Raw genomic sequence first — 18,423 nt, 5'->3', positions numbered from 1 at the left:
AAGGGAGGGCCGGACCTCACGCCGTGACGTGAGGTTTAGCGGTCAAAATCAGTCAGTATTTACTCGGTTTTTTTAAGCGTACCGTCAGGTTCTTCACCCCGCCACGCGGAGATAGCAGCGTTAAAAAGTGACAGGTCGTAACGTCCCATGTCGGCTAAAAAGATGAAGAAGGAAATAAAAAAAGTTATGAAAAAAAATATTATGCACGCGACAGGGATAAAAACATCAGTCATTCTAAGAGCCAAGGTAAATATCACGTACACCAGCATCACAAAACATGCATAATACTTTATTTTGGTTTTCATAAACCGTATGATTATTGATTTATCTCTTACTTCTTCAGGTAATGAATAATATTTCGCACTCATACCAAAGCAACTGATAAAAATAATAAAACCGATAAATACAGCGAAGACAATTGAGATCCCCCCGCTAAAATTTTCGGTGGTGAGCGCAAAGAAAGTCTGCCAGGCGACTAGCCCCAAAAAAATGCTCAGCCCCGGGCGCATGCACTTCCAAAATGGCGGCACCTCACACTCCTGTTTTAAGAAGACGCGCGAGATCATTGCAACATCTTCTTTAATCATTTTATTGGTCATGTTCATTTGTCACCGTCCTCATCCTTTAAGTTGGCCGAATTTTTTTTTGCGTCTTCTCGTATTTCGCTCATGCGGGGAAGCAAGGAGTCCTGTGCTTTTTGCGCTTTATCATGCTCGGCAGAGTACGTATTTTCTGCCGTCTGATAGTCGGCTTTCAGGATGTCCCGATTATTATTTATACCATCTTTTACTGTGTTTATCTCCAGCCCTTGTGAAGATATTGCCTTATTATTTTCATCAATCATGGTACTGGCACGGTCAGCGCTGTCCGTGCGTACCGCGGCATTATTGGTACGGTTGGCGATTTCGGCTTCGCCTCGCTGATAGGCATTGCCTGACGCAGGGGCTACCGTGTTTTGCACTGTCGGCATGCCTTCAGAAAGAGAGGCCCGATTCGCCTCGAAATCCCCTTCAACGCGGGAATGCACTTTGTCATGCATGAATTGTTCTGCCAGCTGTTCGCGGTCTGTCCGTATTTCCGGACTGGCCGTATTGGTCAGTATCGCCTCTGCACGCTCAGGTGCCTGAGCCTGAACATAGCCCACAAACTCCTGCGCATAATTGCTCTGGGTCTGAGCCGTCATGGTTTCAGACTCAGAAGCAATTTTGCTGTATTCATGGCTGCGGGTCATGCTGTCGGTGTACTGCTGGTACTGGCTGTCTGCCTCTGCCAATGTAGCACTCAGCTGCTCCAGCCTGGAGTTTGCCGTGTTGTCCGCATGACTGCCCGACTGCGACGTCCGGTGACTGGTGAGCACGTCACGTCCTTCGCGGAAATCGTTGAGTTCCTGACTGTTTTTGTCTGCAGAGAAATCCTTACCTGAAGTGCCTGACTTGCTCATCGAATCCTGACTGCCGGACGCTGCTGTAACTTCCACGCCCGCGTGGAAATCACCTTTAATGCTGGCACCAGTTGCGAAACCGGCCAATTTGCCAGCAAATTGTCTGTTGGAATCAAAACCAACGCTCCCCCGAATTCCAGCATTAGCTTGCAGCTGGCGTGTTTTGTTATCCATCTCGCTCCACGCGTCGGCAAAGCTCATGTTGTTTTTCTGCGCATAGGTTTTGGCGGCAGAGACCATCTTGTTCGCCGCGATCGTATCGCTCATGCTCTGCGCATTGTCCGCGCCGCTGCTCATCGTCGAGCTATTGCCATACTGCTGGGAGAACTGGTTCGCTTGGTTAAATGCACTGTTCACCGAATGGTTGTAGCCCGACAGGTGGCTTTGGGACTCAGCCAAACTTTCGCGGGCAGAACGCTGCGCTGCGCTGCTCTCAGCTTTCCCAAAGTTAATATCCATCGGCAATTTCGACATTGCGCCGGTGGTGTTATAGACCGTGCCACCGTCGCCGGTCTGCGTCACCGTCGCACCGGTGCCGGTCTGGTTGGTTATCTGACCGCTGGCATGGCTGCTGTTGGTGTCCCACTTGCCGCCCTGTACGTTATCCGTCTGCATATTGTTGAACGACCAGTTACCGTCCACGGCCTGTGACGAAGACTGCGACGCCGAACTCTGCATGGCGGAACCCAGATAGCTGCCCGCCTGCGACACACCGTTGCCCAGCCCTTTCACCAGATAGAACGACAGGAAGGGAATGGACAACGCCAGCCAGCCTGCTGTTGTCCCGACATCGGAGAACATCTGCTGTCTTTCTGACAGATTGGACAGCGTTACTGCTATACCGCTGGTTTTCTCCTGCAGATTTGAGTTCATGGCGTTGTTCAGAATGGCAAACAACACCGGCCAGCTCTGCAGGTAAGCAAAAGTAAACACGTAGCCTTTCATGACCTCGAATGACAGCGTGCTGATCATGGCAATCACCAGCAGCAGCGGGAACAGGCCAATCAGCACGCCGGTCAGCACCGTCTGCATCACCGGCAGCGTACGGGTGGCGATGCTGGCACTGGTGGCCTGCGACATGCGCATTTTGGCAAACGACGATTCCGCCGACAGGTTAACCAGGCTAGCGGTATCCCCGTTGCGTGCCGCATAGCCGGCAAAGCCGTGACGCAGGGCGTTGAGGGTGACGTTATGACGCATAATCTCACTGGCACTTTTCCCTGCGCCGTAAAAATACTGGTAGCTGTCGCCCATCAGCTGGCTGTACAGCGCGGCCCGCTCCGGCTTGTTGCCCAGATACTTGCGGATATAATGCGTCCACGTGGTGCCTCCGACGCTGGCGTCGGTGTTCATCATCTTCTGCAGGATGGCCGCCGACTCCTGACAGGTCATAAACTTGCCCTCCTCGTTAAACATGCCGCGCAGCGGGCTGGGCTTGCTGAAGATCAACGTATAAGGGTCTGCGCTGTTCATCAGGTCGTTCATGCTGTATTTCTTGTTGAGCAGCATGTCCCCGACCACGCAGTTCTGTACATAGTCCGCGAACATGTCGGTTTGTTCCGCACTGACCGACTCATAGTCCGTGCTGCTGCCAACCAGCGTCGCGCCGAACAACATCCCCGTCTGGCTGTAGGCCAGCGCGTCGGGCTGATGCATAAAGAACTCATACCCGGCCACCAGACCGTGGCCGACGGTGGTGATCACCGTCGCCGGCAGTACCAGTCCGACAGGGACGTTATCCACCTGATAGACTTCATGCGGGCTGGTCGCATCGATAATTTGTACCGGCCGGGTCACATTTATCAGCACGTGAATAATCGTGAGGATCATGGCCCATTTCACGAGGGTGAAAATATCGTGGGTGCGTATCCAGGCAACGGCGCAGGTCACGACAGACAACACGGTGCCAATCGTCATCAGACTGCGGCCGGTATCCGACTGGGTAAAGGCTGCAACGGCATTCAGTGAATCCCGAAACCATGCGCCGCCGCTGATCGTGTAAATAACGTCCATATTATTCTCCCGTAAACCGGTAGTTGCCCTGATAGCGCTGAATAAGACGGCTTGAGACCTGTTGGCGCAGGTAACTCATCTGCCTTTCTACCGCCATCACCGCATCCTGCTTGATCTGCACCCGCGTCTGCAGTTCGGCAATCAGCGTGGTCGCCTGGGTCAGGCTTTTGTCGAGCTGGTCGGCCACCTCACCCGGATAGCTTTTACCCCCCATCAGCGTGCGGACCTGCTTAATCATCTCGTTCATGTACTGCATCATGATGTCGTAGCCGATGTAGTCAGCCAGCTGATACACCACGGCGGGGCCGATATTGACCGACAGCGGGTCGACCAGATAGCGCAGCACCGGAATGCTGGTTGCTTCCAGAAAACCCTTTTCGGCCACGGACAGCGGGTCATCACTCACCGCCTTGTCCTGAATGCCTTTGAGCAGGGCGATCACCTGGCCGTTCATGGAATTTCCCGCACTGATAGTGATGCTGGTCAGCCTCGGGTTCACGCACAAATCACTGCTATCACAGGCGTAGATGGTCGCACTGCCACCGTTCATCATCGCCTTCAGCACGTCCTCATTGGTGGTGATCGGAGACAGGATTTTTATCTGCCCGTTGGCGTCATAAATCAGTGAGCCGGTCAGGCTCATCGCAAACTCGGCCAGCGTCTGATTACTGCTGAACATGCCCTTCTCTTTAATGGCGTCCCACATCACATTCTTGTTTTTCATCACCTGATCTTTGGTCTTGTCGCTGGCTTTATTGGTGACGCTGTCATAACTGCCGCCCACCGTGCAGCCCTGCTGCGACGCCGCCCAGTCAGAGAACAGGTTGCTTTCGCCGGCAATGTCCTGACAGACCTTTTTCTGACTCACCGCCGTGCGCGGGAATAAGCCGCCGACGATGCCCTGCGCGGCCTGACAGCTCGACATATTGGCGCTGTTCACGTCCGAGGCCAGCTTTTGTAGGAAGTCTTTGGCCTGCTTCATTTCCGGGACGGTGGTCTGCAGAGCGAGGTCAAAGAAATACCCGGCGGCGTTGCCCATGATTTGTTTTACGAACCTTTGCAGCTCCTCGCCGTTGATGTGTGAAAAAGAGCCGAGATAGGCATCAATGCCTCCGCAGCTGGCACTCATGCTGGGCAGCGCCAGGGAGACCATCTGTATTTGCCTGACGGAAGTTCGCATGTACATCGAGCCGCCGCTGGCGTAGCCCGCCGCCTGCCCCTGCCACACCTGCGGCCTGGAAGTGTTGCCGTCAAAGCCCAGCTTGCCGAAGAAGCTGTTCATGTCGCTGTTCACATCGGCGTTGGCCGGCGCAGCGAGCAGCAACCCAATAAGACAGGTGATCGTCGCCAGTTTCATCGTGTCCCACCTTTGCGTACGCTATATTTCTGCAACTGACGTTTAATAAAGCGAACAGAATCATCCACCATCAACTCGGCACAGCCCGCAGCGGTGACTGCCACTCCAGCGACAAAAAAACCGAGGGGAAGCGGCTTATGCAAAATGCCCCACATGCCCAAGGACAAGCCAATGGCCACCAGAATCAGTAGACCGGTCAATACCACATACAGGGATACTGTCTTAAGCAGCGAGTCCGGTCGGCTGCCCAATTGTTTTTTGAAGAAAGAAAACCTCATTGCCCCCTCCCGTTCATCGCCACCTGAAACACCTCGTCCAGGCGGGAAGCAAGAGCCGGTTTATCCACCGCGCCCTGCAGCAGCGGATAGGTGGCCAGCGTATGGACGTTGACTAAAAACGTGGTCGGCGTGGCCACCGGCATGCCCGGCGTGAAGAACTGCACCATCACCTCCGGCGTCGCCTGCAGCGCATCCGGGAACGCCGCGTCACCTTTTGCATCGAGGCTGAACGCCGTCACCGACAGGCCGCTTTCCTCCGAAAATGCTTTTAGCATCGGGTCAAACCGGTGGCAGTACGCGCAGGTGGACTGCATAAACACCACGACTTTCCAGTCGTTCAGGTTGACGCGCTGGCCGTTGTTAAGCTGCGACCAGCGAGCGTGTTTTACAGCGGGTTTAGCAGGCCCAACCGGCACTGACGTGGAAGGATTTCCTTTCGCCGCCTCTATCGCCCGGATGTCATCCCAGGTCGACGCCTGAGCGACTGTGTTCAGCAGGAGCGTCGTAATAAAAGCCGTTGTAATGCGTGCTGATATCATCATTTAATCCCTTAAAAGTTCGGCTTAAAGCCGGTGGCCACGTTTAAAAACTGCTTCGAGAGGTCATCAGGTGTGATAAACCCGTAGGCCACCGGCTGATAGCTTTCATCACGCGGATTGACCAGAAACAGCGCCGGAAAATACCTGATCCCCATTTTCTTAGCCTGACCGTTATCGATGCGACTTTGCGGCAGCGTCGGGCTTATCGCCCCGTCCACACTGATGGCAATCAGGCTGATCCCGTTCCCGGCGCAGAAGTCTTTCACCACGCTGGCCAGCAGGCTGTCGCGCGGCTCTTTACCCCGGTAGAAGAAGAACAGGCCGTGGTCTGCGGTGAGCACTGCAATGGCGTCTTTCGCCTTCGCCTGATCGGCCTGCAGCTGGGCGGGTACCGTGCCGTTGTAGTGGCTGAACTTCAGGTTGTAGTCCAGCTCGGGGTACATCAGCATGGCCTGCTTCGCCGACTGGCTGAACTCACCCGCCTTGCCCGTCCAGAAGTTCTGCAATGTCATATAGCGCTTAAAGTTCTGCGGCGTCGGATACAAAATGGCGGTATCCAGCGCCTCTTTAGTCGCCTGCTGCAGCTGCGCTTTTTGCTCTGACGGCGTCATGACAGGTGCCGGTGCCAGCGCCGGCGCTGTCAGTTCTGATTCATCTTCATCCTGCGGCTCGTTGTACCAGTGCCAACCGACCGAATCGTTCAGCACCGGCTGGTCAGCGTGCACCGCCGTGACCGTTAGCAGCAGGGGGAGCAGACAGAGTGCGCGTCTCATTTTCCGCCTCCCGCCTGCTGCATCTGCGCCGCAACCTGTTCTTTGATGCGCTCAGTCAGGGCGTCACCGTCCGGGATAGCGGAGCCGTTTTCCAGGTCGGCATAGAAGTTTTTAAAATCCATGATGGCGAAGTTCAGCGCCTGGAGCTGCGCGACGTTGATGCCGGAACAGTTGGGAGACTCCGCAGAGCCAAAGCCGATCCCCAGCTGCCACTGACGGCCCTGCTGCTGCACGATCTGGGCAAGTTTGGAGTCGAAGACGCAGTAGCTGCGCTTTTTCTCCAGACACACGCCCAGCACTTTTTTGCTGCAGTATTCGCCCACATCCACCGTCAGCAGGCGCTCTTTCGCCTTGCCCAGCGCTTTTTCGTCGCTGCTGCAGTTGGCCAGCCCCACGTCGCTGCCCCAGCCGGACGCTTTGCAGCAGTTGTTAAAGCCCGCCGCCGCCTTGCGGCACGACTGGCCGCGACCGGTAAAGGCGCTGACATTGACGTCGTTCAGATCCGCCACGTCCTGACCCGCAGCGGCGACGGCGGCCAGCTGAGAGACCGCTTTCTGGAAACTGTCGCTCTGGCCGCCCACTACCTGCGCGCAGGAGCCGTCCGAACAAAACACTTCCCCGCCACACACCATGGCCGTGCCTGTGATTTTCCTCTCACAACTGTAGGTCACGTTCTGATGCAGACAAATCCCGTCGAGGGAGTACGCACACTGCTGGGTGGCCAGTGTGCAGGCGGGGTTGGCGGCATAGGTGGCACAGGTGCCTTCGTCGGCTTCCTGCGTCCGGTAGGTATCGGTGTACTGCCAGCAGTCGCTGTACACGCTGTGCGCAACGCCGTCGACCACAATCTGACGCTCGCCGCCGCCCGCAGAACAGATGCTGCTGACAAGCTGCGCCCCTGCCTCCTGCGACAGCGCACAGGCAGCCGGCCAGCTCGGTTGCCCCCGCCACTCCTGCTCCTGAACCATCACGGTCATGTTGAGTACGAAGGTGGTTTTACCGCTGTTCAGGTTGTTGAGCATGCCGTTTAAAAACGTGTCCTGATGCTGACTCTGGTTCACCACGAAATAGACGCTCTGCGTTTGCCCCGCCGTCAGGGCGTAATTCGTGGCATTTAGCCCATAGTTGCCGTTGCCATATTTCGGCACCGTCACCGACGTGCCCAGCAGCGTAATCGTCGTAGACTGCGTGTAGCCGCCGGTCGAGACGGCGTAAACGAAGTCAAAACTGGCGGCCAGCACCGTGCCGGTGACCGGTGAGGCAAAGTCGGCGCGCAGGCGCCCGCTTTCCTTGTTGTAGGAAAATGCTGTGATACGCAGGCTTTTTTGCACGTTGACCGGGTAATATTGCCCGGTGATGGTGGCATCGCGGGTACAGGTGCGCGTCACGTTAATATCCCGCTCGCAGATGTGCGTGGTGTACTCGGTTTTGCTGACCTGCTGCGCCTCACAGCCGTCAAACGAGCCGTCAGTGACGCCTTCAGCGTTAGCCTGCGCGTCGGTACCGGCGCTGATAAACGGCGCATCCATCGAAATGGGATCTTTCGGGTTATTGAGTATCGAGTCGGTGATGGCCTTGCCCGCCTCGCTGGTGGCCAGCGCCTGATTTCCCTGCGTATCCAGGTTGGTGCTGCCCGCCGTCACGCCGCCGTAGTAACCGGATTCTGGCGGGGTAGCGTTGTAGTTGGGCAGCACTGAAGACGGCGTAAAGCCGGTGACAGTTTTGCCACTGCTGTCTTTAATACTGCTGGCATAGCCTGAACCAGCGTTGTACTGGTCGTTGGCGTTGGCGGACAACACCCAAAAAAGCGACGCCATTACGAAAAGCAATGCACCCCATAACAGAAGAGTCACCCATTTATTCATAGCGATTCTCCCGCCGCCGTCAGCAGCTGTTTCGCCACCGCAATGCACTCGCCTGATTCGGCAATTTTTCGCAGCGCCTGCACCGGCGCGATGTTGCCACCCACGCGGTCATAGTGACCGTTGCAGGTCACGACCAGCGCAGGCACCGCTGTGATGCCGTAGGTTTTAAAGGCGGTCGGGTCAACCTGAACGCCGCCGCGCTTCTCATCGTTCACCAGTTTAAGTACCGCATTCGCGGTCTGACGAAAGTCGTTGTTAATCAGCCCGCGCAGCGTGGCCGGAATGCGCAGGCGGTCAGCCTCGATTACCAGGGCTTTTAGCCCGTCCTCTGGCATAGAGAACGACACAAAATACAGCGCCTGCGGCACCGGTTTCTCCGGCTGTACCTGCGGTGTGGCGGCGTTTAGTCCGTCAATAAAGGACTGCTGCGGTCCTGTTAGCGCAGGTGACTTTGGCAACGACCGCAGAAAATCAGGCATCGGCGCACCGCGCAGCGAATCACCGGCACGAAGCTGGTCGTTGATAAACTGCTGGTCGTCCTGTACAGCCGCCGCTGCATATGCCGGCAGGGTGAACAAGGTAGCCAGTAACAGCGCACGGGAACTTTTCATGCGCGCCCTCCGAAATTACGATCACGCACTTCAGTCACTTCCTGACATCCCACACACAACTGGACGCCCGGCAGGGTTTTACGCCTGCGGTCAGGGATATCATTGCCGCATTCAGTGCAATACAACGCTGACTGACGAGGGGGCTTGCAGGTGACAGCCTTCAAGCGCAGCTCAAACAACCCCAGTTCCAGTTCAGTAATACGATCGATGTTGTCCATAACCCGCTTCCTTATAAAAATACGCAGTTGCGTTTACGCCAGATGAGATAACCAAAGTTCTTCCGCCCGTTCGGTGGGTTGTGCCCCGCCTCCCATCGCATGACCGTCTGACCGAACGGGTGGCACTGCACGACGTCCGGATACATATTGACCATCTGATACCGCCAGCGCTCTTTGGGAATAATGGGGGACGGATACTCAAAACAGACCGCCGTGTCGGCGCCGATGGAGTTCATGATCATGCCCTGCCGGTGCAGCTTGAAGGCCATGCGCTCGCTGACCAGCACCGAGGACTGCAGGGCACTGAACTCGTTGGAAACCCAGCCGGAAAACGGGTACATCGACCCCTGCGAACCGGCGCACCAGAACAATGCATCGATAGGCTTATAAACCGCGCTGGCTATGGCATCCGCTGCGCAGGCACCCTGCGCGATGACGTTGTTAAACAGCATCGCTTCCGGAGAAATAATCAGGCCCAGCGAACTGTCGTTCCACATCGGATCAAGCTCGGAAAGGTAGCCGATATCCATGTCGCCGCCCTGCAGGCAACCGGCGGAGGTGATGATGTTGAGCCAGTAGGTCAGCGGATATTTGTACCAGTGGACGTGGTAGAACGCGCCGGCCGCCGGCTTGTCGCTCTGCCCCGCCGTACCGGAACCGACGTTGCCCACGTTGAGATTAAAACCGCCCAGGTTGACCATGCAGTACGGTGACCGCGTCACGTCCGTCAGGGCCATCGGTTCCCAGTAGCCAATCGCCAATCCGACGCGGTACAAAATGCCCATCGGGCAGAACTGTATAGGACTGCCGGGGTTCGCTGTGTCCGGCACGGTGCCGGTGGACACGGCAACGCTGCCGATGGAAATAGGGAAAATACATTCCCAGCAGATATCGGTGATCGGATTCACAAACCGGCCTTCGCACTGCGGGTCGGCGGCGACGGCCTGCGCGCTGCTGAACAGAGCAAAAATCAGGGTAACGGAACGCAGCAGGTTCATGGCAGCGCCTCCACGGCAAACGTATCAATCTGCAGATGCTCACCGTCAGGCGCCGCGATAACCCGCGCCGGCACGGCGGTCAGCGCAAACTTTTTGGTCAGGACGCCGTCCTGATCGAAATAAATGCGCGTGCCAAGGGCCTTGGTCGCCTGAGCGATGTCGCCGTTAACCAGAATGACTTTGACGCTCAGCGTCGTGGACTTCTGGCTCTTAAACCACGCCAGCTGCCGCTTGTCGTCGGCATCAATGAAATACAGCGTCTGCATAAACGGCACGCTGTCGAGCGGGTTCACCCGCTGGCCCTTTTTAGCAAACACTGTGCCCTGATGGTCGCGGATGTCCTGGCTGACAACAAAGGTCGGGTCATAAAGACGCGTGGTGTTCTCCCGCGCAATGGCTAACCCCCGGACCGGAGTCGGACGCAGGCTGTTTTCAATCACCCGCTGTTTAAACTCATCCTGTTTTTGAGCCAGCTCGCCGCTTTTTTCCATGTCGCCCAGCCGCTGCTTAATGGTGCCGACCAGGTCGGGTTCGGCAATCGGGTATAAGTCACCCCATGTGCCTAAATCAGCAGCGCGGGCGGTGCCGAGGCCGCACAACAGCACAATCAGGCAGGCGCGTTTCATTGCTCATCCTTAGCCGTGCGCATCTGGCGGGCCACGTCGCGCTGTATATCGGCCGTAATGTCCTTCGCACCCGTAACCACGGACGGCGTCACTAAAATCAGCGCGTCGTGGCGGCGCTGGTAGTCGTACAGGCTGACATCGAGCGCGGTGGTAAAGCGCAGCGTCAGCGCATCGCTCTGTCCCTGCGTTAGCTGATGCTGCGCGGTCTGCGTCATAAACTGGTCAACCGTGCCCTTCATATCAAAGGCCACGGTGACCGGCTGCTGCCACTGAATCAGCAGCAGGGAAATAGCCGCGTTCAGCATCAACATCGCGACAGCCACGATGGCCACCGGCACAATGCAGCGGTTGCGGCGTTTGCTGCGCTTTTTGGTCAGTTGAACAGGTTGCGAAAAGGTCTTTTCAGTCATTTCTGTGTCTCCCCTAAACGCCGGTAAGCGCCGAGAAATTGCAGTGCTCCGTAATGAGTCAGCCCCATGTCCCGCAATTCCATGAGGTTCTCGTCATCTTCAGGCCGGTCAATGCACTGCCCCATTTCCGCATCCGACAGCCAGAGACGGTTCAGCGTGACGTCGTGACGGTTGGTTTTGCGGATAAACAGGCTTTCTTCGGCGGTACCGGGAATGTAGGTCAGTATGCTTTTCCCGGCGTCGGGCAGAGGATGACCATCCCCCGCTGTAAGAAACCGCGCCGCCAGCGGAGAGGTGAGATAAATAATTTGGATGAAAGACAACTTCAGCGCGTCAGTAACGGACTGACAGTCAGGCCACTGATATCCGTGTATCAGGTATTCCCCACCCTCCCTCCGTGCCGTACTCAAGGCTTGCCTGAAAAGTGACTGCGCATGAGGCTCAGCAAATGAAGTATCCAGCACGTCAGATTCCAGTATGCATACCACGTCGCGTCTTTCCCGGCTTTGCTGCATATCCAGACGCGCTGTCAGCAGCAATGTCAGCGTTAAAGCGCGGTACAGCTCAGGTTCCTGCGCTTCCATGCGTTCGAAGCTGAATAACAACAGGCCATCCTCAAGGCAAAGCGAAGGCATCGTGTCCAGAAAATACTGGCCCAAGGTTCCGCCCCGCTGATATTGGCGCAGTGCCGTCGTCACCTTACGCACCTCTTCAGACCGCACCGCCTGCCCTTCGAGTGCTTTTACGACGTCATCAATGCGTGCCCTGTTTTGTCGATTACGCCAGACGCAGCGAACGGCATGACGCATTGCAGAGAGGACTACGGCTTCGTTCTGTATGTCGGCATTTGCCAGTGACAACAACCATTCGCATAGGCCGGGTACCGATTGCTCGATGTCGACGACATGAGCAAACGGGTTCAGGCTGAGCAATCTGGCATTGATGATCTGTCCGCAGGATTTTCCACAGAACGCATGAAATTCGCCGGTGTGATCCCACATCCACACTTTGGCTCCGCCCGCGAGATAGCGTGAGAGAACGACTTTGACCAGGGCGTCCCCCTCTTCACCGGCCCCTGTCATAACAATCATATTCGGGTTATCACGGTCGTTGTCCGCCCCGCGAAACAGGGCAGTCCCGTCAACCGGTTCAACGGTTAAATTCTGCAATGTCGTCATGCGGCATCCTCCCAGTTTTCCAGCTCATCCATTTCATCGGCAAACTTACGCTTTGCCAGGGCATACACCGCGTCGTGAATGTCGACCCCACGGCTGCGCTGTTCGCGGATAAACTCGAAGTCCTTACCGTCAGAACTGAACATCGCGCGGCTAAGCGGATCGACAAACAGCCGGTGGAATGAACTGGTGTCGTTGATGCGCAGCATAAAGCTGCTGAACCACTGGTCTTTGGCATCACCAAACTTCTCGATCACCTGCCTTTCGTGCTCGCTGAACTGATTTGGCCGGTTTTGGTTGTACTGTTTGAACTCGGCGGTGTCCTGCTTGAGCACCACTTTAAAGGCCGAGTTGCCCCACGCCGCCTTCGCGGCAGAGGACGCATCGTCGGCGTCGAAGTCTTTGATGTTCTGGCTGATGGTGATGAAGGAGCCGAGATGGCGGCGCACGGTGCGGTAGCCGGTTTCGATAAAGGCGCCGACCTTCTCATTTTTGAAGTTGAGCAGCTTCCAGCCTTCGTCGATGGTGCAGCACTTCTTCTGGCTGCGCGGGCTGCGGTACATCTTGTCTTCGATGTAGATAATGAGGGAGAACATCACCGCCGCCAGCAGCGCCGGCTTGTCCTGCAGGCCGCCCAGCTCCAGCACGATCATGCGGGCGTCATCGGTCAGGGAAGGCTCATCACTGTTAAAGTATTCGCCGTAAATCCCGGAGGTGGTGTACTTAGCCAGCAGCTCAATGATGTCATCGAGGCGGCCGGTGATCCCCGGCGAGTTGCTGTAGCGATCGGACTTGCGTTCTTCATCGAGGTAGAACACCACGTCATCAATACGCGCCTGGTTCTTCTTCGCGTTCCAGGCGTTAAGGACGCCTTTGAGCAGCAGGTCTTCGTGCACCTCATCCAGCGTGCCGTTCGGACTGGCCAGCACGGCCAGCTGGTCGCGGATGCGTTCACCGGACTCGTTGATGTTGGTGATATTGGCAAACGGGTTAAACTTGAGCGAACTGCCGTCCAGGTATGTGCCGCCGACGTTTTCGCAAAACGACTTGTAGCCGTCGCCCATGTCGAACACCCAGACGATGCCGCCGGAATCCAGCACGCTGCGCAGTATGGGCTGTACCAGACCGGTTTTGCCCGCGCCCGAGGTGCCGGTGACCGCCATGTTGTAGTTGGTGTTGCCGAGACCCGTACCGTAAATGTCTAAAAAGGCCAGCTGGTGGCGATAGGACGGGGCCAGCAGGCCACCCCCGCACAGCCGGTTGTCGGCGACCAGCGGCATCAGGTTCACCACCTGCGTGCTTTCGGTCCGGCAGGTTGCCCCGCTGGCTTTCATGTCTTCCCACAAGCCTTCCGCCGCCATAAACGGGAACATCGCCATATAATTACGCATCTGCATATAGGTCGGTGCATACAGCTGCAGGCCGTTCTTTTTGAAGGTGTTAATGACCTGCTGTTCACAGATAAGCGCGGCATCATCGTTGTCCGGGCAGAACGTGGTGATATTGAAGTAGTAGCGCACCAGACAACTCTGGTTGCTGTTAAGACGCTCGCGCAGGTCGCCCCACTCTTTGGCCTGTTTGGTGACGCCGGGAAAGATTTTGGCATAGGCCGAGTTAGCTTTTTTATCCAGATCGAGAAACTTGCGCGACGCCTCGCCCTGCGTGCTGACCTGGTCTTCGGCCTCGAGCGTAAAGGTGATAACGAACGGATTTGAGATGCTCAGATCCGGACTGAGCAGGTTGCAGATATTGTCCCCGCCCTGCCACAGGAAGAAGATGTCCGGGTTCTTCTCCAGCATGAAGTTCATCACGCGGGTGTGGGATTTTTTACCGCCCGGCTGGTTGAGCGAGACGGTCAGGTAATCGGGTTTTACCTTCAGATCCAGACTGCGGTCGACGCACACGCGGTTCAGCTCGTCGAAGGCGTTCACCTTCGCCGGCTCGGCGTACAGCTCACCTTCACGGTGGTTGATCATCTGGTCAATAAGATGAACAAACTCGTCCTGCGATGCCGGCACACAAGTAATTTTGGCCGAGTCCAGCGAGGCGCGCAGCACCTTGAGCAGGTGTGTCAGTTCGGTGATGGCCGCCGGCGTGCGCTTTTTGGTCTTCATCGCATAGGAGATATACAGGCGGTAATCACGCAGCGTCAGCGGCAGGTTCGTCGGACTGTTGAACTGCTTTTGCGCTGCACGCTGATAAAAGGCCCTGGTGATGGCGTTGAATTTATCGGCGTCTTTGCCCGTCCAGCGAAAATCCCGCAGCCCGGCGTCAATCTGTTCGCCGATCACGCGGCTGGAAACGAGGTGGAAAGAGATGGGCGTGTTGCGCGGCAGCTTGCTTTTGACCATGTCATCGAGCACGCCGATGATGTGCTCGTTGGCACCAATCAGCGGGATGGCCTGCAGCAAAAAGCCCAGTGACCCTTTGTTGATAAACAGACCACTCTCCTTATCGTAATCACGGTAAGGCAGATGGCTGCTGAGCTGCGGATACTGCATATCCCCAAGGGTGCGGTTGGCCTCGGCGGCGCCGTCCGGCATTTTAAAAGACGACATCAGACGGTTAAAGGTTTCAACGATACGTTCCATGTTCAGGCGACCTTATTGAATTGACTGCGGTATCTGCCACTTCGCGTCGTTCACGACGAACGACACGCGACCGGGCTGGTGAAAGACGTCGTCGGTATCGACCCAGGGCGCAACCCAGACGTGAGCAATCCCCTCCGCTGAACGTTGCACGCGCACCTGACCGGGACTGTCGCAGCGCCCTGTCGGGCAGGACGGAAGGGACAACGGCGTCACGGACGTGGTAACCAGCGGCCTACTCAGGGGAGCCGGACGCACGGGTGCAGGCGTCGCAGGACGTACGGCGCTCGCCACAACCGGACGGGCTGGCAGCGCATACGAATTTGCAGATGGCGTGACCGATGCCAACGGCGGCGGGTTAACCAGGGCTGGCAGCGCGGCCGCAGCCGGCTTTCCCGCGACGTCACCTGACAGCTGACGCCCTTTCTGATTGGCCTGCCCCATCGTCATGCAGCGGTCGCTGGTGGTGGCGTTACATTCAAGATCGCCACTGACGCCGGCACAGCCGGTCAGCAGCAGGGCGCCGCCGACCAGAGGAAGTAAAAGAAGGCGTTTCATCGTTTTTCTCCCTGCCCGCACACCACGTCGAGCTTTATGTTGGTGCCGTTGGCATGGCATTTTTGGCGCGAAACGAGATGTAATGCGTACTCGCAGACCTGCAAAACAACGCCAAAGAGCCACGCGAAAAATGCGCCGATTGCCAAACAGGTCACGACATAACATGCGGTATTCATTGCAGTATTTATGCTCTCAGCACCGGACTGCGAGGTGACACCCAGGGCAAGCTCGTAAGCATATAAAGATGAATGGCTGAGTTCCCACTTCAGCAACGCGACGCCAAAGATATGCATAAAAGCGGCGGTAAACCCCAGCGTCAGCATCAGAAAACGTGCAGTTCCTGCGTTATTGTTACTCATGATTACTCTCCATTATTTGTATACGGCTGGACCACATCGCCCACTTTGAAATCTTTCAGCTGGTCCATCATGTTCGGGGTTGTCACCGCCTCGCTGGCACTGCTCGTTGCCTGCTGCAACTGCGTTCTGCGGGCTTTTTTAAGCCGCGCTTCTTCGATGGTTTCCAACTGGAAGCCGTCCTGAAACACCACGGTGACTTCATTACCGGCACCGATCGGGATGATCGGGTGATACTGCTCGGCGCGTTTGATGTAGTAATCGCTGAGCGTTTTCGCCGCCTGGCTGACGCCGCCGCCCGCGCCGGCCGCCGCCACGTCGCCTGCCCCCATACTTGCGGTTGCACCCAGCCCGACCTGCGGCGTTGAGGCCTGTGAAATGCCTTTGCCAATACCATCGACAAAGCCGGCCCCGAACGCCCAGCCCAGGATTTTGCCGTTACGCATCACGACGGTTCCCTTAATGCCGTTTTTGCCCATAAAACTGACGTGGCCCGGGATTTTCTGGTCGATGATGTCGCTGCCCCTGTTGCAGCTGATGCTGCGGGTGCGCACTTCGGCGCGTTCGCTGGACACGTCGCCGTAGGCTTCCGCCGTCACAAAGCAGCCCGTCAGGTCGTACTCTTTGTCATTCGGCATCTGGGTCTTGCCGGTCAGGCGAAACTGCATCGGTGCTGTATTCTGCGCACCGGTCACGGCGGCGTTGGCGTCAGCACCCTCGATAACCAGCGCGTCGGTGAAGCTGCCCGAAGGGATATAGGGCAACGCCGGTTTTGAAGACTGGCTCTCATAGCTGAATGACGTGTTCTCAATGCCGCCGGCTTTGGGGGGGATCGGAGCGAAGGTGGTTTCACCCGCCTGCGGTACGCCGGCGCCCGGATAGAACTGCGTCGGCGGCGGGACAGCACCCGGCAGCGGTTGTGTCATTGACGGCATCGGTTCGCTGGACGGCGCGTTATTAGCCGCCTCCAGCTGGGTCTGCAGCAGTTTGTTGTCTTCTTCCAGTGAGTTAATGCGCTGCTGGTCACCCTTACGGTCGCGCGACAGCGCGTCCAGCTCCGTGCGCAGCGCGTCCATTTCTTTACGGACTTCCTTGCTGGTGACCTGGGATTCGGTGATAGCACTGCGCTGCACCTTGTCATCAAAGGTGGTGTTTACCACGCCGGTCATGTCCGGCGCCGGTTCGCGGGCAGCCGCTTTGGTTTTGGCTTCTTTTTTTAAGGACAGGTTGGACGCGTACCAGCCCGTGCCCACGGCGGCGGATATCCCGAGAACTGCCGCAATGAACAGGGCGATCTGCTTACGTTTGACCAGCGCATTAATGTTGGCCATCGCTGACCTCCTGCGCACGGGTGATATACACGGTCACCGACGTGCCCGGCAGCAGCGAGAGCGCGGACGGGCTAAACATCACCGCGCGAACGCCCATTCGCCAGAAATCCTGCTCTTTCATCGCTACGGCATAGCTAAACGGATTAGACACGCGGTAGCGAACAACCCGCAGTGCGTTGCCCGTCCAGGCTTCTTCCGCCGTCATGGACAACCCTGCAGGCGCAGACAGGCGGTCATATTCGGTGCTGGCCGGTGCATACCCTTCCGGCATGCGGTTTTTTAGAATGGATTTATTGAGCTCCACCAGCAGGGACTCATACGGCTGGCTGGTTTCCCACGTTTTTGCCGCAGGACGTGCCACCGGTTCACTATTCAGCAGGCGGTAGCTGCGCCCTTCACCCGCGCGGGGCGTCGCCTGCACTGACACGACCTGACCGTGTTCGGTTTCAATAAACAGCGTAAACGGCTTGTCGGAGGTTGAGGAAAACAGCACCGCGCCGTCGCGGGTGTTGCGCTTGTCGGTCAGCTTGCCCGCCGCGCTGCTGATGCCGGTAATACGGTCGCCCGGTATCACGATAAGGTTCGGGTTGGTGTTGCTGACCGTCAGCTGAAACTGGCCGTTCGGCGGAAAGCTCAGGGAAACGGATGCCGTGGCGGCCATCACCTCCGCAGACAGGAACGCGCAGGACATCAGGCTGAGCAGTAAACGTTTATTTTTTCGCATCGTCCGCCTCCAGGAATGCGGCAATGGTGGTGACGCCGCCGGCGTAATCGAGCTTGAGCTGGTAGTGCTTAATTTCAGACGTGGGTTTGCCGTTGCCGATCCAGGTATTGAGCATGCCGCGAATATCCACGACGCCCTCAACCGGATACACCTTGATTTGCGTCTGGTAAAACGCGCTGCTGACCTCGTTTTGCTTGATGCGGCGCGCCTCGCCTGCGAGCGTTACTTTGAAATCGGCCTGTGCGCCGGGTTTGGCAAAGGAGAGTAAAAACTCGTGCTGGGCATCGACGGTTTCCGGCGATACATTGAGGCGCAGGGACAGAAACGACAGGGCCATCATCTGCATATAACCCGGACTGGTTTCGGACTCCGACGTCCAGAACGGCGCCGTGAACGCCATCGGCACCGTGGTCGTTTTTTGATGTGCTGATAGATACCGGTTTTGCACAACCAACAGAATGACGGACACCAGCGCGAGAACGAGCAACAGAAATAGCGCAGCCATCGTCCAGGCGATAATTTTATTTGAGGAATTTCGGGCGGTAAGTTCCATAATACAGTC

At 56.9% G+C, this 18,423-nt stretch carries 19 protein-coding genes; all 19 read right to left on the bottom strand.

The window, feature by feature from the left end:
• Nucleotides 1–59: 59 nt before the first annotated feature.
• From EDF78_RS24455 to traE, 19 genes are read right to left on the bottom strand one after another with little or no spacing between them, the layout of a single operon-like run.
• The gene (locus EDF78_RS24455) at nucleotides 60–605 is read right to left on the bottom strand and encodes a hypothetical protein (protein ID WP_133824137.1); all 546 of its coding nucleotides are present in this window, start codon (nucleotides 603–605) and stop codon (nucleotides 60–62) included.
• Nucleotides 602–3,454 carry a conjugal transfer mating-pair stabilization protein TraG gene (traG, locus tag EDF78_RS24450; RefSeq protein ID WP_133824136.1) on the bottom strand — a complete coding sequence of 951 codons (2,853 nt, stop codon included), beginning with the start codon at nucleotides 3,452–3,454 and terminating at the stop codon, nucleotides 602–604. Before traG ends, EDF78_RS24455 begins: the two co-directional genes overlap by 4 nt.
• Before the next feature lies 1 nt (nucleotide 3,455).
• A complete protein-coding gene (gene traH / locus EDF78_RS24445; RefSeq protein WP_133824135.1) occupies nucleotides 3,456–4,811 on the bottom strand; it encodes a conjugal transfer pilus assembly protein TraH in 1,356 nt (451 codons plus the stop codon).
• A complete protein-coding gene (locus EDF78_RS24440) occupies nucleotides 4,808–5,089 on the bottom strand; it encodes a hypothetical protein (RefSeq protein ID WP_133824134.1) in 282 nt (93 codons plus the stop codon). The genes traH and EDF78_RS24440 overlap by 4 nt, the downstream gene beginning before the upstream one ends.
• The gene (trbB, locus tag EDF78_RS24435) at nucleotides 5,086–5,631 is read right to left on the bottom strand and encodes a type-F conjugative transfer system pilin assembly thiol-disulfide isomerase TrbB (protein WP_347876873.1); all 546 of its coding nucleotides are present in this window, start codon (nucleotides 5,629–5,631) and stop codon (nucleotides 5,086–5,088) included. Before trbB ends, EDF78_RS24440 begins: the two co-directional genes overlap by 4 nt.
• Nucleotides 5,632–5,639: 8 nt before the next feature.
• Nucleotides 5,640–6,401 (bottom strand): type-F conjugative transfer system pilin assembly protein TraF, encoded by a 762-nt coding sequence (gene traF / locus EDF78_RS24430; RefSeq protein ID WP_133824133.1) that lies wholly within the window; start codon nucleotides 6,399–6,401, stop codon nucleotides 5,640–5,642.
• Nucleotides 6,398–8,266 carry a type-F conjugative transfer system mating-pair stabilization protein TraN gene (gene traN, locus EDF78_RS24425; protein ID WP_208294500.1) on the bottom strand — a complete coding sequence of 623 codons (1,869 nt, stop codon included), beginning with the start codon at nucleotides 8,264–8,266 and terminating at the stop codon, nucleotides 6,398–6,400. Before traN ends, traF begins: the two co-directional genes overlap by 4 nt.
• Nucleotides 8,263–8,877, bottom strand: a complete 615-nt coding sequence (gene trbC / locus EDF78_RS24420; protein WP_133824132.1) for a type-F conjugative transfer system pilin assembly protein TrbC — start codon at nucleotides 8,875–8,877, stop codon at nucleotides 8,263–8,265. The genes traN and trbC overlap by 4 nt, the downstream gene beginning before the upstream one ends.
• Nucleotides 8,874–9,095, bottom strand: coding sequence for a TraR/DksA C4-type zinc finger protein (locus EDF78_RS24415; RefSeq protein WP_133824131.1), 222 nt, complete (start codon nucleotides 9,093–9,095; stop codon nucleotides 8,874–8,876). The genes trbC and EDF78_RS24415 overlap by 4 nt, the downstream gene beginning before the upstream one ends.
• An 11-nt stretch (nucleotides 9,096–9,106) precedes the next feature.
• The gene (traU, locus tag EDF78_RS24410; protein ID WP_133824130.1) at nucleotides 9,107–10,093 is read right to left on the bottom strand and encodes a conjugal transfer pilus assembly protein TraU; all 987 of its coding nucleotides are present in this window, start codon (nucleotides 10,091–10,093) and stop codon (nucleotides 9,107–9,109) included.
• Entirely contained in the window at nucleotides 10,090–10,719 is a 630-nt protein-coding gene (gene traW / locus EDF78_RS24405; protein ID WP_133824129.1) for a type-F conjugative transfer system protein TraW, read from the bottom strand. The genes traU and traW overlap by 4 nt, the downstream gene beginning before the upstream one ends.
• Nucleotides 10,716–11,129: a type-F conjugative transfer system protein TrbI gene (gene trbI / locus EDF78_RS24400; protein WP_133824128.1), complete on the bottom strand. Its 414-nt coding sequence runs from the start codon at nucleotides 11,127–11,129 to the stop codon at nucleotides 10,716–10,718. The genes traW and trbI overlap by 4 nt, the downstream gene beginning before the upstream one ends.
• Nucleotides 11,126–12,307, bottom strand: a complete 1,182-nt coding sequence (locus tag EDF78_RS24395; RefSeq protein ID WP_133824127.1) for a hypothetical protein — start codon at nucleotides 12,305–12,307, stop codon at nucleotides 11,126–11,128. The genes trbI and EDF78_RS24395 overlap by 4 nt, the downstream gene beginning before the upstream one ends.
• Nucleotides 12,304–14,895 (bottom strand): type IV secretion system protein TraC, encoded by a 2,592-nt coding sequence (gene traC / locus EDF78_RS24390; RefSeq protein WP_133824126.1) that lies wholly within the window; start codon nucleotides 14,893–14,895, stop codon nucleotides 12,304–12,306. Before traC ends, EDF78_RS24395 begins: the two co-directional genes overlap by 4 nt.
• Nucleotides 14,896–14,907: 12 nt before the next feature.
• Nucleotides 14,908–15,450 carry a type IV conjugative transfer system lipoprotein TraV gene (gene traV, locus EDF78_RS24385; RefSeq protein ID WP_133824125.1) on the bottom strand — a complete coding sequence of 181 codons (543 nt, stop codon included), beginning with the start codon at nucleotides 15,448–15,450 and terminating at the stop codon, nucleotides 14,908–14,910.
• Nucleotides 15,447–15,809 carry a hypothetical protein gene (locus tag EDF78_RS24380; RefSeq protein WP_133824124.1) on the bottom strand — a complete coding sequence of 121 codons (363 nt, stop codon included), beginning with the start codon at nucleotides 15,807–15,809 and terminating at the stop codon, nucleotides 15,447–15,449. The genes traV and EDF78_RS24380 overlap by 4 nt, the downstream gene beginning before the upstream one ends.
• A gap of 2 nt (nucleotides 15,810–15,811) precedes the next feature.
• Nucleotides 15,812–17,137, bottom strand: a complete 1,326-nt coding sequence (gene traB / locus EDF78_RS24375; protein ID WP_133824123.1) for an F-type conjugal transfer pilus assembly protein TraB — start codon at nucleotides 17,135–17,137, stop codon at nucleotides 15,812–15,814.
• Nucleotides 17,124–17,861 (bottom strand): type-F conjugative transfer system secretin TraK, encoded by a 738-nt coding sequence (gene traK / locus EDF78_RS24370; protein ID WP_133824122.1) that lies wholly within the window; start codon nucleotides 17,859–17,861, stop codon nucleotides 17,124–17,126. Before traK ends, traB begins: the two co-directional genes overlap by 14 nt.
• Nucleotides 17,848–18,414 (bottom strand): type IV conjugative transfer system protein TraE, encoded by a 567-nt coding sequence (gene traE, locus EDF78_RS24365; protein WP_133824121.1) that lies wholly within the window; start codon nucleotides 18,412–18,414, stop codon nucleotides 17,848–17,850. Before traE ends, traK begins: the two co-directional genes overlap by 14 nt.
• Between the last annotated feature and the right edge of the window lie 9 nt (nucleotides 18,415–18,423).

Source organism: Rahnella sp. BIGb0236, assembly GCF_004364755.1.
Taxonomy (GTDB): Bacteria; Pseudomonadota; Gammaproteobacteria; order Enterobacterales; family Enterobacteriaceae; genus Rahnella; species Rahnella victoriana.
The sequence above is the reverse complement of the archived record's forward strand: the minus strand, read 5'-3'. Positions and strand labels throughout refer to the sequence as shown.